12 protein-coding genes are annotated in these 14,478 nt (G+C 66.1%); all 12 read right to left on the bottom strand.

Going from position 1 to position 14,478, the window contains the following annotated elements:
* Positions 1-12: 12 nt before the first annotated feature.
* A complete protein-coding gene (locus tag ACFU5V_RS33855) occupies positions 13-288 on the bottom strand; it encodes a YciI family protein (protein WP_378704519.1) in 276 nt (91 codons plus the stop codon).
* Complete coding sequence (locus ACFU5V_RS33850) at positions 285-950, bottom strand: DUF1989 domain-containing protein (RefSeq protein WP_378704517.1); 666 nt, start codon at positions 948-950, stop codon at positions 285-287. Before ACFU5V_RS33850 ends, ACFU5V_RS33855 begins: the two co-directional genes overlap by 4 nt.
* On the bottom strand, positions 947-2,482 hold the full coding sequence (locus ACFU5V_RS33845) for an aldehyde dehydrogenase family protein (protein WP_378704514.1): 1,536 nt from the start codon (positions 2,480-2,482) through the stop codon (positions 947-949). The genes ACFU5V_RS33850 and ACFU5V_RS33845 overlap by 4 nt, the downstream gene beginning before the upstream one ends.
* Positions 2,479-3,654 (bottom strand): alcohol dehydrogenase catalytic domain-containing protein, encoded by a 1,176-nt coding sequence (locus ACFU5V_RS33840; RefSeq protein WP_378704512.1) that lies wholly within the window; start codon positions 3,652-3,654, stop codon positions 2,479-2,481. The genes ACFU5V_RS33845 and ACFU5V_RS33840 overlap by 4 nt, the downstream gene beginning before the upstream one ends.
* A gap of 39 nt (positions 3,655-3,693) precedes the next feature.
* Positions 3,694-5,178, bottom strand: a complete 1,485-nt coding sequence (locus ACFU5V_RS33835) for an aldehyde dehydrogenase family protein (protein WP_378704509.1) — start codon at positions 5,176-5,178, stop codon at positions 3,694-3,696.
* A gap of 27 nt (positions 5,179-5,205) precedes the next feature.
* Positions 5,206-5,757 carry an amino acid synthesis family protein gene (locus ACFU5V_RS33830; RefSeq protein ID WP_378704506.1) on the bottom strand — a complete coding sequence of 184 codons (552 nt, stop codon included), beginning with the start codon at positions 5,755-5,757 and terminating at the stop codon, positions 5,206-5,208.
* Positions 5,754-6,398 carry an amino acid synthesis family protein gene (locus ACFU5V_RS33825; RefSeq protein WP_378704503.1) on the bottom strand — a complete coding sequence of 215 codons (645 nt, stop codon included), beginning with the start codon at positions 6,396-6,398 and terminating at the stop codon, positions 5,754-5,756. The genes ACFU5V_RS33830 and ACFU5V_RS33825 overlap by 4 nt, the downstream gene beginning before the upstream one ends.
* Positions 6,395-7,582: an amidohydrolase family protein gene (locus ACFU5V_RS33820; protein ID WP_378704501.1), complete on the bottom strand. Its 1,188-nt coding sequence runs from the start codon at positions 7,580-7,582 to the stop codon at positions 6,395-6,397. Before ACFU5V_RS33820 ends, ACFU5V_RS33825 begins: the two co-directional genes overlap by 4 nt.
* Positions 7,583-7,601: 19 nt before the next feature.
* Positions 7,602-8,984 (bottom strand): MFS transporter, encoded by a 1,383-nt coding sequence (locus tag ACFU5V_RS33815; protein ID WP_378704498.1) that lies wholly within the window; start codon positions 8,982-8,984, stop codon positions 7,602-7,604.
* Between the two features lie 54 nt (positions 8,985-9,038).
* A complete protein-coding gene (locus ACFU5V_RS33810; RefSeq protein WP_378704495.1) occupies positions 9,039-9,572 on the bottom strand; it encodes a flavin reductase family protein in 534 nt (177 codons plus the stop codon).
* A 2-nt stretch (positions 9,573-9,574) separates the two neighbouring features.
* Entirely contained in the window at positions 9,575-11,059 is a 1,485-nt protein-coding gene (locus ACFU5V_RS33805) for a 4-hydroxyphenylacetate 3-hydroxylase family protein (RefSeq protein WP_378704493.1), read from the bottom strand.
* 1,324 nt (positions 11,060-12,383) lie between these two features.
* The gene (locus ACFU5V_RS33800) at positions 12,384-13,769 is read right to left on the bottom strand and encodes a cystathionine beta-synthase (protein WP_378704490.1); all 1,386 of its coding nucleotides are present in this window, start codon (positions 13,767-13,769) and stop codon (positions 12,384-12,386) included.
* Positions 13,770-14,478: the final 709 nt, after the last annotated feature.

The raw sequence follows: 14,478 nt of genomic DNA, 5'->3' as shown, positions 1-14,478 counted from the left end.
GCTTCCTCACACTCATTCGTCCGACGGCACTGTGACCGACCATTCGCGCAGTCGTAGGTCTCCGATGACGTTTTCGATCACGTAGGGATCTGCGTGGACGAGCTGCCAGGCGGCGGCTTCGTCGGGTGCGCGAAAGATGATGACGCCGCCGGTCGCGTCGGTGAAGGGTCCGCCCATCACGACCTTTCCCTGCTTGTGGAGATTCGCGATGTACTCGATGTGAGGGTCTCGAAACGTGGGGCGCAGATCGCGTCTGTCGTAGGCGAACTGCAGCAGGAACGTCGTCATGATGTCGACCCCTTCGGCGGCGTCTGCAGACCGGTGTGGACCGAAACGCTGCGGGGATCCCCACTGCTTGCGCTCGGGCAGGTCGACACCGCCACCAAGCAGGGTTCTTCGGCCAGGAAGGTGATCCGGTCGCCTGTGACCGCGGCCGACGGCGCGAATCCCAGCGCGCCGTGCGCATCGATTCCGGTGCGCATGAACAGGTTGAAGGGATCGTGGACGTCACGTTCACTGAATCCGTACGCGACGATGGCCGCGGTCAGGTTCTCGAAGCATCCGTTCGAGTCGAGCCCGTACCGGCGGCTTCGGTATGGGCGACTGCAGGGCGGATAGAGGATGTCGTGCCCGTGCAACGACCGGTCACTGTCGTAGTCACGTTCGTGCAGGGTGTCGAGTGTGATGGTGAGCAGCGCCCGCTCGTGCGGCGAGTTGGAGATCAGTTGATGTCCGGTCGTCAGCCTGGTGCCGTGCCGCATCCGAGTGTGCGACGCGGAGAACCGTTCACCGTGCCGCTCCGTTCCGAAGACGAGCATGTCGAGGACTTGGGGCCCGTCGTCGAGGATGACGGACAGCGTCTGTCCCGCTGCCAGTGGAAAGGCTTCGGAACTTGCCGGTGCCAGCTTCACGGTGTACCCCACGGGTTGGTCGTCTTGGTACGTAGTCACTTGTCGCCCGGTTCTGTCTCTGCTGCTGCATGGTCGTTGGAGATGTCGAGCACCAGGCTCTTGAGCTGGGTGTAGTGCTCCACCGCCGCCGATCCTAGTTCGCGGCCCAGGCCCGACGATTTCATGCCGCCGAACGGAACGGTGTGGTGGAAGATGCCGTAGGTGTTGGCCCACACCGTTCCGGCCTGGACGCGACGCGCAACACGATGGATGCGGCCGATGTCCCGTGACCACACTCCCGCGGCCAGACCGAAACTGGTGTCGTTCGCGACCGCGATGGCGTCGCGCTCGTCGGTGAAGGGCAGCACGCTCAGAACTGGGCCGAACACTTCTTCCTGGGCGATGGTCGATCCACGACGCACGTCGGTGAGGATGGTCGGCGACACGTAGAAGCCATTGTTCTGCGGGATCGGTGGGCCTGTGATCGGTTCTGCACCTTGGAAGACGGCAGTCGCCAGCAGAGACTCGATTCGGTCCCTTTGGTCCCGGGATATGACGGGTCCGATGTCGGGTTGGTCGAGCATTCCGTGCCCGATCACGAGATCCCCGGTTCGGCGGGCGAGTTCGGCGACGAACTCGTCGTGAATGGTGTCCTGCACGAGCAGGCGGCTTCCGGCGACGCACAGCTGCCCGCTGTTGGTCCAGATCCCGCCGAGCACGGCGTCGGCCGCGGACGTGAGGTCGGCGTCGGAGAACACGATGTGCGCACTCTTGCCGCCGAGTTCGAGGCCGAGTTTCTTGAGCGAGTCGGCCGCGGACCGCATGATCGACTGGCCGGTGCGCGTCGAGCCGGTGAACCCGATCTTGTCGACGTCCGGATGGCCGGCCAGGTGCTGGCCTACTGTTCCTCCACCGATGACCACGTTGACGACACCGTCGGGTACGCCGGCCTCGGCGACGAGATTGGCCAGGTACACCGTCGACAGGCTCGCGAGCTCGGATGGTTTGATGACGGTCGTGTTCCCGAACGCCAACGCGGGGGCGAGCTTGTACATCAGGATGGGAAGCGGGTAGTTCCACGGAGTGATGGCCGCGCACACACCGATCGGCTCTCGGACGGTAGCGGCGAAGAATCGTCTCGGCGCGGGCACCACGGTGCCCTCGGCCTTGTTGGCCCACCCCGCGAAGTAGCCCAACACCGCGATGGCCTCGTCGACGTCTTCGGATGCCTGATCGAGGGGTTTGCCGGTATCGAGGGACTCGAGTTCGGTGAGCGTGCGATGGTGACGTTGCATGAGGCCGACGAGAGTGTGAAGAACAGCTTCTCGTTCGTCGGCGTCTTTCTCGGACCATCGTCCGTCATCGAACGCGGTGCGGGCCGCCCCCACCGCGGCATCGACATCGTCCGCTCGCGCTGCGGGGGCGGACGCGATCGTCAGGCCACTGCCTGGGTCGATTACATCGACGATCTCCTCGGCGTGACCGGGTTGGGACCGGCCGTCGATGAGAAGGGACAGCGGTTGTCCGTCGATCCAGTTGAGGGTCGGAGCGCTCAGCGCGTCGCGAAGACGCTCACGAAGAGATGTGGTCATGGTAGGTATGCCTCGTCTGACGGGGGGATGTGGTTGCCTGCGAACTCGATGATCGAGCGAGCACGTTCGCGCCGCTCCATCGCACCGAGGGCTTCCTCGACGCCGTCGAGCGCAATGCGATGCGTGACAAGGGAGTCGATGGGAAGACGGCCCGCCAGGTAGAGCGCTTCGAGCCGGGGGAAGTCCACTTCGGGAACCGAGGCGCCGTAGTTGCAGCCGATGATTCGGTGCCCGGAGATCGGGTCGATCTGCACCCGCGGCGTGGACGATCCGATCCCCACGACCACTCCGGTGCCACCGGCGACCAGGACCTCTGTCATGAGATCGAGCGTCTCCGGCCTGCCGACGGCATCGAACACGTACTCGACGCGCCTGCCGTCCGCCGCCGCGCGCACGGCACGCGCCACTCGCGCGGTGTCCTGCCCGCTGCTCACCGTGTGTGTCGCACCGAGCTGCCATGCCAGTTGGAGGCGGTGGAACTCCAGGTCGACGGCGATGATCGGATGGGCTCCCGCGGCGGCGGCCGCCATCACCACCGACAGTCCGACCCCTCCGCAGCCCAGAACAGCCACCGAGTATCCGGGTTGGACCCGGGCGTTGTTGAACACCGCCCCCGCACCGGTGGCGACGCCGCAGCCGATGAGCGCTCCGACGTCGAATGGAAGGTCATTCGACACTCGGACGGCGGCGGATTCGGGTACCACGACGCGCTCACTGAAGGTGCCGAGTCCGAGCATCTGCCTGATCGGCTTGCCGTCCTTCGACAATCGGGTGGTCCCATCCGCGAGCAGGTGCTCTTCGGTCCGCTGCTGTGTGCAGGCCCAGCCCCTCCCGACCTGGCACTGACGGCAGCGCCGACACGGCGCCACCCACGACAAGACCACGTGGTCACCGGGTTTGAGGGTGGTCACTCCGTCACCGACCCGTTCCACAATTCCCGCACCTTCGTGGCCCAGCACGGTGGGCTCGGTGATACCCCACTCACCGCGGCGCGCATGGAGATCGGAATGGCAGACGCCACTGGCAACGATGGTCACGAGCACCTCGTCGCGTCGGGGCGGCTCGAGGTCGACGATCCACTCTTCGAGGGGTTTGTCCGCGCCGAGATGGACCAGCGCGCGCGACCGCAGGGGGTTGGTGCCGGTGATGGACTGTGTCTGGGGTGTAGCCATATCAGAGCCTTCGTCAGAGCCGTGCAAACAATGGTGTACTCAGTCGCGCAGGGCGGTCGGGCTAGGCCTCAGCGCAACCGTCACACTCTTGAGCTGGGTGTAGTGGTTGAGCGCTTCGATGCCCTTCTCGCGGCCGTATCCGCTGGCCTTCTGGCCACCGAAGGACGCCTGCACGGCTGCGGTCGACCACGTGTTCACGTAGATCTGGCCCGCCTCGATGGCTTCGGACACCCGCAGGGCCCGCGAGATGTCCTCGGTCCACACACCGCTGACCAGTCCGAAGTCGGAGTCGTTGGCAATTGCGATGGCCTCCTCCTCGGTGTCGAACGCGATCACGACGAGCACGGGGCCGAAGATCTCTTCGCGCGCGATGCGCATCGAGTTGTCGACCTGCGTGTAGATCGTGGGGTTGACGTAGAAGCCGCCGCTCAGCGATTCGGTGGTGGGGCGGTCGCCACCGAGGACCGCGGTGGCGCCCTCGGTTCGCGCGATGTCGAAGTACTCCAGCACGGTGGAGTACTGATCCGCAGTGATCATCGGCCCGACGTCCTCGCCGACCCGCAGCTTCTCTGCGACCGCCACGACTGACTTGACGAACTCGTCGTGGATGCTGCGCTGGACCAGCAGCCGCGTACCGGAGGAACACACCTGCCCTGCGTTGGTGGTGAACGCGCGGACCGCTTCGGTCGCGGCGAAGTCGAGGTCAGCGTCGTCGAACACGATGTTCGCCGACTTGCCGCCCAGTTCCAGGGTGAGCGGCAGAATGCGGTCGGCCGCGATGTGGCCGATCAGCTTGCCGACCCCGACCGACCCGGTGAACACGACCTTACGCACGAGTGGGTGGGAGACGATCTCCGTACCCACCACCCCGCCCGACCCGCAGACGACATTGAACACTCCGTCGGGCAGGCCGGCCTCGGTGGCCAGGCGTGCCAGGGCGAACGTGGTGCGGGAGGTGGCCTCGGCCGGCTTCGCGACGATCACGTTGCCCGCCGCGAGTGCCGGCGCGGCCGCCCGGGCGGCCTGGTTGATCGGCAGATTCCACGGGGTGATCACACCGATCACCCCGTAGGGCTCCCGCAGGGTGTAGACGTGCTGGTTCGGGACGACGTCGATGACATCGCCGGCCGGCAGGTTGACCAAACCGGCGTAGTACTCGAAATACTCTGCGGCACCGCGCACCTCAGCCGTGGCGGTCTTGAGCGGCTTGCCGGTGTCGAGGACTTCGAGTTCGGCCAGCTGCTGCAGGTCGCGGCGGATCAGCTGCCCGACCTGCCACAAGATGCGGGCGCGGTCGGCAGAGCCGACCTTGCGCCATCCCCAGGCGGCCGCGTGGGCCGAGCGGACGGCGGCATCGACGTCGGCAGGGGTGCCGAGGGCGACATCGGCGCCCTCACCGCCGGTGGCCGGGTCGACTCCGCGTCGGTGCTCACCGGTCAGCGAAGGAACGGCACGTCCCGAGATCCAGTGTTGAACCTCGTCGGTCGGTGCCTGTATGTGTACGGAGGTGGCTGCGTCAGTCATCGATAGCCTTTCGCTCGATCATCGGGCCTACTGTTCGGTCGTAAGGGAGGCCAGACGCTGCTGAGGCCGACCCTGGGCGGCCGCCGCCAGCGCGATGACGATCTCGTCCGGGTGCGGTGCATCCGGCAGCCGGACCTCGAAGCTCTGGTGGTGCGAGCGGATCGTGGCGTCGGTGATGTGCTTGAGCGGGATGTCGAACACGGTGCCCGCCGCCGCGCGCTTTTCGACCGCCGGCAGCAGAGTGGTCGCGTTGGCCGCGTTGCGGAAGTGATCCCCGAACTTGAGCGTGTGGATCAGGCCCGAGCCGTGCTCGATTTCACCGTTCAGGCCGACGATCGCGGCCTTGCCGTAGGCCTCGGGGGTCACGCCGAGGGCGGCGACGACCCGCGGTGCGAGCAGCTCACCGAGGCTCGACGCGTTGTCGTCGATGCCAGGCCCCAGGTTCTCGACGAAACCCTGACCGGACCAAGGGTTGTCGATGACGGCGGCCACCACGGCTACGCGGGCGACGGGTTCGACGGCGCGGCCGCCCTCGATGAGTACCTCGTCGATGATGGTGACGATTTTGCGGATGTTCACAGGAAGACTCCTTCGAGATCGGCGGAGACCACGGGTTGATCGGTTGTGCGGTCTCCGGAGCGGGGGAACGGGCGGGTGCCCGAGGATGCGGCGGCGACGATGACGATCTCGTCGGCAGCGGGTGCATCGGGGATGCGTGCGACCACGGTCTGGAAGTGGTTGCGGGTCGGTCCGGCGTCCTTGCGGCCGAGCGGAACGGTCAGGGCGGTTCCGGCGTCGCCGCGGTCGTCGGCGAACGCGATGACGGTGTCACCGGCCAGGAACTCGCGAACCAGGTTCGCGTAGTAGGGGGTGTGGATGAGCGCTGCACCGTGTTCGAGTTCGCCGGCGACGCCGATGATGGCGCCCTTACCGAACGCCTCGACACGGTCGGGGCCGCCGATGCGGTCGAGGACGCGGTCGGTGAGCAGTTTCGCCAGGCGAGGTGCGATCTCGCGGACCGGTGTGACCAGATCGGAGTCGACCGGGTTTCCGATCCAGGGGTTGCGCACCACCGCGGCCGCGGTGACACGGGTGGCACCGGCGACCGGTGCCCCGTGTTCGGACAGGATTTCCTCGGCCTGCACGACGATCTTGCGCACCCCCCATCGGGCCTCGATGGAGGACGGGTCGGTGTGCCGGAGGCGGGCGGTGGTGGTCATACCGTGACCGCCTCGGAGGCCCGGTGCGTGAGCGTGACCGCACGCTTGGGGGTGGGGGTGTTGCGGCTCTTGGTCAGGCGCACGACGCCGTCGGTGATGACGCAGGCGACGCCGGGGATGTCGCCGATGTCGAGCGCGTCGAGCGCGTCATCGGCGCTCGACCCGACCGGTGCGTCGAGGACCACCAGGTCGGCGTCGCGGCCGACCTCGAGCTTGCCGGCGTTGAGTTCATACACGTCGGCGACGTTGCCCGTGGAGGCGATGATGCCCTGCCGCGCGGTGATCGGCCCCAGGGAGGCCATTTCCGCGATCTGGCGGAGCATTCCGAGCGGAATCACACCCGTTCCCGTCGGGGTATCGGTGGCAATGAGGATCCGGTGGAACTGGTCGTGCTCGAGTGCCAGCTCCGCGTAGTGGATCGACGACCGCAGGTTGCCCGCGTGCACCAGCTGCAGCGCGATGTCGAGACCTTCGGTCACCAGCCGGCGGTTCTCGTCGCGGGTGAGGGAGGTCGGACCGCCGTTGCAGTGTCCGGAGATGTTGGGGCGGACCTCGAGCAGGGCGTCCACCGTGATCTTGCTGAGGCTGCCGGCGATGCTGCCGCCACCGGTGTGGAACATGACCTTGATGCCGTTGCGCTTGGCCGCGGCCACGACCGGTGCGTATGCCTCCGGCGAGGCGAAGGCCCCGAATCCGGCCTTGGCGAGCCAGACGCCCTGATCGTTGATCTCCCGGAAGTCGGCGTCGGTCAGGCCCGGCTCCAAGATGATCGAGCCGGCGTGCACGCGCATGCCGCCGGGCCGGTAGTTCTGGTAGCAGTGGTTGGCGGCCACGGCCAGGGCCTTCACGCCGGCGACGTCGGTCGGGCGGCCGGGGACGTGCACCTCGCTGGCCGAGATCACCGAGGTGGTTCCGCCGTGCACGTAGCTCTCGAGGAAGCCGATGGTGTTCTGGCGGGGCGTGTAGTCGCCGAACGTCGAGTGCACGTGGGAGTCGATCAGGCCGGGAACGACGGTCGCTCCCGCGACGTCGATGACCTGCTCGTGTGCCCCCCGGTCGACCTGGGTGGTGTCTCCGATCCAGCTGATGGTGCCGTTGTCGGTGACAATGGCATCACCGGGCAGGGGTGCACCGTCCCCGGTGCCGAGGACTGAGTTTCCGATGTTGATGATCGCTACGGACATGATGAACGCGCGTCCTTTCTTACTGTGCGGGTGTGACGGGCTGCGGCCCGTTGACGGTTGACGCTCGGTTGGCCAGCCGCGGAAGCGTTTCGCCGGCAATCAGGGTTGCCGTCAAGGTGAGGAGGGCGAGGACCGAGACGTAGGCCGAGAAGGCCACCGAACTGCCGAAGACCTGGTACAGCGAGAGCCCGATGATCGGGGTCAGGCCACCGCCGAGGACCGCCCCCAGGTTGAATCCCAGCGAGACGCCCGAGTACCGCACTTCGGTGTCGAACAGTTCCGAGAAGTACGCACCGTGGGTGCCGGCGAAGGCCGCGTGGATGATGCCACCGACCAGTACGACCAGGATCACTCCGACGGTCTGTCCGGCGTCGACGACCCCGAACAACAGGAAGATGTACGGGATGACCGCGATCGCTGCGCCGGCGTAGACGGGGCGCCGGCCGATGCGGTCGGTCAGGGCGCCGAACACCGGGACCAGGACCGCTTCGACGGCGACCGCGAACAGCACGGCTGCGAGAACCAGGCTCCGCGACATCTCACCCACGCTGGTCGCGTACTGCAGGATGTAGACCGTGGTGATGTAGTAGGCCGCGCTCTCACCGAGACGGAAACCCACCGCGAGCAGCAACGGCTTCCGGTACCGGGTGAGCAGCGTGACGAGCGGGATCTTGGCAGGAGTGTGCTGGCTCTGCTCCTCGCGCTTGGCCTTCTGCTCGAGGAATTCGTCGGTTTCACCGATCTGCAGGCGCACCCACAGGCCCAGGGCGAGCAACAGCGCCGAGAGCGCGAACGGAATCCGCCATCCCCAATCGAGGAACTGATCGTCGGTGAGGACCACCGAGAAGATCGCCAGAACGCCTGCGGCGATGAGATTTCCGAGTGCCGGTCCGATCTGCGGGAAACTCGCCCAGAAGCCGCGGCGCCGGGCGTCGACGTTCTCGGTCAGCAACAGCGTCGCCCCACCCCATTCACCGCCCATGGCGAATCCCTGGATCAGCCGCAACACGATCAGCGTGATCGGGGCGGCCACGCCGATCGCGTCGAAGGTCGGCAGGAACGCGATGAGGAAGGTCGAACCGCCCATCAACATCAGACTGGCGACCAGTGTCCGTTTCCGGCCGAGCCGGTCCCCGAAGTGCCCGAACACGGCCGCGCCGATCGGTCGTGCGAAGAACCCCACCGTCAGCGTCGAGAACGCCAACAGTGTTGAGACGAAGGGGTCTTCGCTGGGAAAGAACGCGACGTTGAACACCAGCGCGGCGGCCGTGCCGTAGAGGAAGAAATCGTAGTATTCGATTGTCGTGCCGATCAGGGCGGCGAACGCGAGCCGGACCTTGGACTTCGGGGGCTGTGCAGCGGTACGTGCGGGGGTCGGCGCGTTCCGTCTGTTGTGTGACATGGGGGTGTCCTCCGGGGGTGAACGAGCGGCGGAGTTCGTGGTGAGGCCGGGGCCTCACAGCCAGATGTCGAGTTCGCCGTCCGGGTCGACGAACGATCCGAATCGACCGGAGAAGAACGCCAGCGGCTCGCCGGCACGGTGCCACGCGTGGTGCACCCGCCCGAGCAGGATCATGTGATCACCGGCTTCGATCTCGCGTTCCACCGAGCATTCGAGTGTGGACAACGCCCCCGGAGCCACCGGCAGACCCGTTGCACCGCGGTGGATCTCGAGGCCGTCGAACTTGCCGTCACCCGGTCTGGCGAACGCCGAGGCGATCCGCTGCTGATGGGCACCGAGGATGCTGACCGAATAGGCGCCGGCCGCTCGTACGTCCTCGGCGACACGGCTGGTGGTCGCCAGGCTGACCAGCACCAGCGGAGGCTCGAGCGACACCCAGGTCAGCGAATTGATCGTGGCTCCGTGCGGACCGCCGGCCTCGGTTTCGGTCATCACGATTCCCACTCCCGTGAGGAATCGACCCATCGCGCGGCGCAGGTCGCTGGGCTGCGCGTCGCTCAGCTTCGGGGGCTTCTCGATCGTGGTCATGACTACACCGCCAAGGTCGGTTCGATGGAAGTGGTGACCGCGGTCTCGAGGTCGTATTCCGCGAGGAAGTCGTCGACACGTTTGATCGAGGAGGTGTAGTCGTACTGCTGGTACGCCCACATCTTGGTCAGGAAGGGAGCGCCGTTGTAGAACATCTCGTACTGCTGATGGCGGCCGGCGAACTCCGAGCCGACCACATCCCACGCCAGCTTGAACAGCTTGATCCGGTCCTCGGCGGGCACGCCGGGCGAGACGATGTACTTGTCGATCATCGGGCGAGTGATCTCGCTGCGCATGTCGGCCACACCGGACGGCACCTGCAGCGCACCGCCGCCGCACAGGTCGCGAACGATGTTGATCACCCGTGGGTAGAGGTCGGCCTGCCTTGCGACCTGCCCGTACACGGCCGGACGGCTCGGGACGGCGAACCCGTGGTCATCGACGATGGCGTCGTACTCGGCGGCGTGCAGGCTCGCCGTGACCGAGGCCGCCAGGCTGGCCAGCTCACCGAGCTTCTCGATGACGCCGGGAAACTTGTCGACCTTGTTCATCGACGCGATCTGATGGGCGATGCCCAGGATGAAGTCGAGCTTGACCGACAACCGGGCCTGTGCCTGCCAGTTGGCGAAGACGTGCGCACCGGTCGCCTGGAAGCTGCGGTTAAGCACCTCGGGGTTGCGGTCGACGAACACCCGGTCCCACGGCACGAACACGTTGTCGAAGATGGCGAAGGCGTCGGTCTCGTCGAACTGCGTGGTCAGCGGGTAGTCGTACACGCTGGTCGCCGCCGGCGCGTAGGGTCGCCGCTCGAGCAGCTTGAGCCCGGACGTGGCCATCGGGATGGCGAAACTGACGGCGAAGTCCTTGTCCTCGGCCTTCAGGGGCTTGATGCACGAGACGAACAGCTCGTCGGCGACAGCGCCGGAGGTGGCCAGCATCGCCGAACCCCGGACGGTGATGCCCTCCTCGTTGGAGTCGACCACGCCCAGCTGGAGGAAGTCCTCACCCCACCCGCTGGCGATCGTGTCCCGCGAGACCTGCGGCGGGATGATCACGTACGCGAGGAACAGCGACTCGTCGAGGACGCGCTGGTAGAAGCGCTCGATGTTGTCGCCGAACTGCGTACCCTGCTCGTCGAAGACGTGGCGGTGCGCGGCCATCGCGGAAATGGTCGACGGCACGTGATCCGGGCTGCGGCCGACAAAGCCACAGGTCAAGCCGGCCAACTTGGTGTGCGCTTCGCGCCGGGTCTTGAGGTCCTCGGCCGAACGCGGCGTCAGGAACGCCTTGTTCGCCTCACGCCCGGTTTCCGGAGCCACGTAGATCATGTCGTTCTCCGGGTCGGCGACGAAGTCGTAGATCTTCGCCACCGTCCGTGCGATGGGCGCTGTCGCCGGATGGTCGAGGACGTTCTCGACCGGCTTGCCGTCGATGAGAATGCAGCGGCCGTCGTTCAGCCCTGCGAGATAGTCAGCTCCACTACGCATTTGTGTCTCCTCTGATTGCAACTCGACGGTGCGACGTGCGCCACACCGCGACGATGAACACACAGTACATTGCGTAAGTTACTTCTGTAAATAACCTACTTATATCTTGCTGAGTACGGCGTTGACGATCCAGCGGCGATCACGGCAGACCCTGGTGGAAGGGAGGCGTTGCCCCTCGCCGGGGAGTCGGTGACGTTGCCTATCCGGTCGGCGGAGCCGAGGACATCGGCCGGGGAAGAGTCGTTGATCGAGATCATCTGTGGCTTTGTCGGCCGAGACCGTGCTGGGGCGCTGCATGCGATCGGCCGCGGTCAAGCGGTGGGCCTGGCAGCTTGGCCGGTGTCACTCATGGTTCCTGGAGTCGATGCTGCTAGACACGACCGGATCGCGGGCCTGCCGAATCCGGCAGGGAGGAACTAGTTTCCTCGACCCTGTCCGGATCCGCCGTGACTACGCCCCGCGGGCGACCGGCACGGACGCCGCGGGCACGGTTGCTGGTCGATGACGTCGTCACCATCGTCGGAGCCGCCCGGCGGGCTGTTACCGGCGGGGCCGCCGGGGTGCACGAACGCCGCGACACAGCTCTGATATTGATGGGGTTCGCCGGTGCGTTCCGGCGCGGCGAACTCGTCGCCCTCACCTGCGCGGATGTGACCGTGCACCGGATCCACGGGGTGCACGTGCGGTTGCGGAGGTCCAAGACTGACCAGGACGGCACCGGCACGGTGGGCGGTACCGTTCACCACCCACCATCACAGCTGCCCCCATGCGCATACGTGCGGTGGGCGCAGGTCGTCGCCGCATACGATCTTGCCGGCCGCCCCGGGGTGATCCGGGTTGCTGCGCACCGCACCACCGTTCGATGGCCCATGTCTGCCGATCAGCGTTGCCGCGGATGCGGGCCCGTTGTTCCCTTCGATCGCCAAGAACGGCAACCTCTCCGGCGCCGCCGCGTCCGGCTACGACGACAACGTCGTCGTAGCCAACTTGGTGGGCACTCGCTGCGCGCAGGGTTCGTCACCCGGGCGTTCCTCAACGGCACCGACGCACACGCCATCATGCGGCAGACCGGGCACCCCCGCGATGGTCGAGCCGTCACGCGAACACGCACCCCTCGTCGGAAACGACGTCACCGAGATCGGTCTCTGCGCATGTACGTCGACCTCAATACCATCGCGGGTGCGGCGGGTAACAGCCAGACGAGACGACCTCTCCGCCGAAACTGCTTACGAATCGGACCACCAGGAAGATTCATCGAAAAGTACGGACGCGTAAACCGTTTCGAGCGTAGCGGTCGTTAGCAAGCGCACGCGCGCGCTGCGGATCACTTGCTTCGGCTGAGAAAACCGAGGAGGTCGTGCCGGGTGATGACGCCCGCGGGCTTACCCTCCTCGACAACCATGAGCGCGTCGGTCTCGCCCAGGGCCTTGGTGGCGCCGTAGACGTTCTCGCCTGCACCGATGAGCGGGAGCGGCGAGCTCACGTGCTTGGCGACGGGATCGGCGAGGGTCGCGCGGCCCTCGAACACCGCGCTCAACAGGTCACGTTCGGTGACGCTGCCTGCGACCTCACCGGCCGTGACGGGCGGCTCGGCGCCGACGACCGGCATCTGCGAGACACCGTATTCGCGCATGATCTCGATGGCATCACGCACGGTCTCGGACGGGTGCGTGTGCACGAAGTCGGGCAGCGCGCCGGACTTTCCGCGCAGCACCTCCCCGACTGATGGCTCGTCGGTCTTGTCGTCCAGGCGCGAGCGCAGGAATCCGTAGGACGCCATCCAGTCGTCGTTGAAGATCTTGGCGAGGTAGCCGCGGCCGCCGTCGGGCAGGAGAACGATGACCAGGGCGTCGGGTCCTTCGCGCTCGGCCACCCGGATGGCCGCGACCGCTGCCATTCCGCACGACCCACCGACGAGGAGCCCTTCTTCACGCGCCAGACGACGCGTCATGTCGAACGAGTCGGCGTCGGACACCGCGATGATCTCGTCGGGAATCGACGGGTCGTAGGCGCTCGGCCAGAAGTCCTCGCCGACGCCCTCGACAAGGTAGGGACGCCCTGTGCCGCCGGAGTACACCGAGCCTTCCGGGTCGGCGCCGATGACCTTGACCTTGCCGCCGGAGATTTCCTTCAGGTACTTGCCGGTGCCGCAGATGGTGCCGCCGGTTCCGACGCCTGCGACGAAGTGGGTGATCCTGCCGTCCGTGTCCGCCCAGATCTCGGGACCGGTGGTCTCGTAGTGGCTCTGGGGGCCGGCGGGGTTGGCGTACTGGTTCGGCTTCCACGCTCCCTCGATCTCGCGGACGAGACGGTCGGAGACGCTGTAATAGCTGTTGGGATCCTCGGGCGCGACGGCAGTCGGGCAGACGACGATCTCGGCACCGTACGCGCGGAGCACGTTGCGCTTCTCCTCGCCGACCTTGTCGGGGCACACGAAGACGCACTTGTATCCGCGTTGCTGCGCCACGAGCGCCAGTCCGACGCCGGTGTTGCCGGATGTCGGCTCGACGATGGTTCCGCCGGGTTTCAGCTCCCCGGACGCCTCGGCGGCGTCGATCATCTTCAGGGCGATGCGGTCCTTGGACGAGCCGCCCGGGTTGAGGTATTCGATCTTGGCAGCAACCGTCGCCGCGTTGTCGCCGACAACGGAGGAAAGCTTGACCAACGGAGTGTTGCCGATGAGTTCGGTGACGTGCTGAGCAATACGCATGACCCGCATGGTTGCAGATCTGGGACGGTCGGCGCAGTCGGCAAGGGGTCGGTGACGGGCTCTTCGGACTCGAATCCGGTGTCCGGAAACCAATTTGGAGGCGACTCGAGGTTGAGGAACTGTCGGTCGAGAACGGTCACAAGTGTTGACCGCCAACAAAATCGACGAGCTAGTTACGTAACTAATTTAGGTAAGATACTGTGTGATGAGCATCGCGATGTGGCGTGAGTCGCAATCAGGAGGAGAGCCCATGCGTACAGGATCCGATTACCTGGCCGGACTGAATCATGTTCGCTGCATCTTGATCGACGGTGCCGAGCAAAAAGGGAAAGCGAAGAACACGATTCAGGGGGGTTGCGAAAGTTCCGCTGATCACCTTGTTCGCTCAGTATCCGAAACCGCTTTCGGTCGCCGCTGGGTTCCGTTTGGGTGAGATCACGGCCGTAGACCGAGGAAGCTCGACTGCGTCTCGGTCTACGCATCGGTTCTTGCGCTGCTCACACCGACCGCCACACCGCTACGTGTGAGCCAGTCACCCTTTGGCTTCGAGCGCATGCCTCTGTGAGCGGCGTTACGGATACTCCACCGAGCTTGTGCGTGCGAAAGGTCGACGGAATGGCCACAGGTCGGGTGCGCTGAGGACTCAAGCAGCATAAGGCTCATTCCTCCGTCCTATTGGTCACGTTCACCGACCAACGGTTGGACCCGC

Origin of the sequence: Rhodococcus sp. NPDC057529 (assembly GCF_042802055.1) — a bacterium.
Classification (GTDB): Bacteria; Actinomycetota; Actinomycetes; order Mycobacteriales; family Mycobacteriaceae; genus Rhodococcus_F.
Note: the sequence above shows the minus strand (reverse complement) of the source record. Positions and strands in the feature narration are given on the sequence as shown.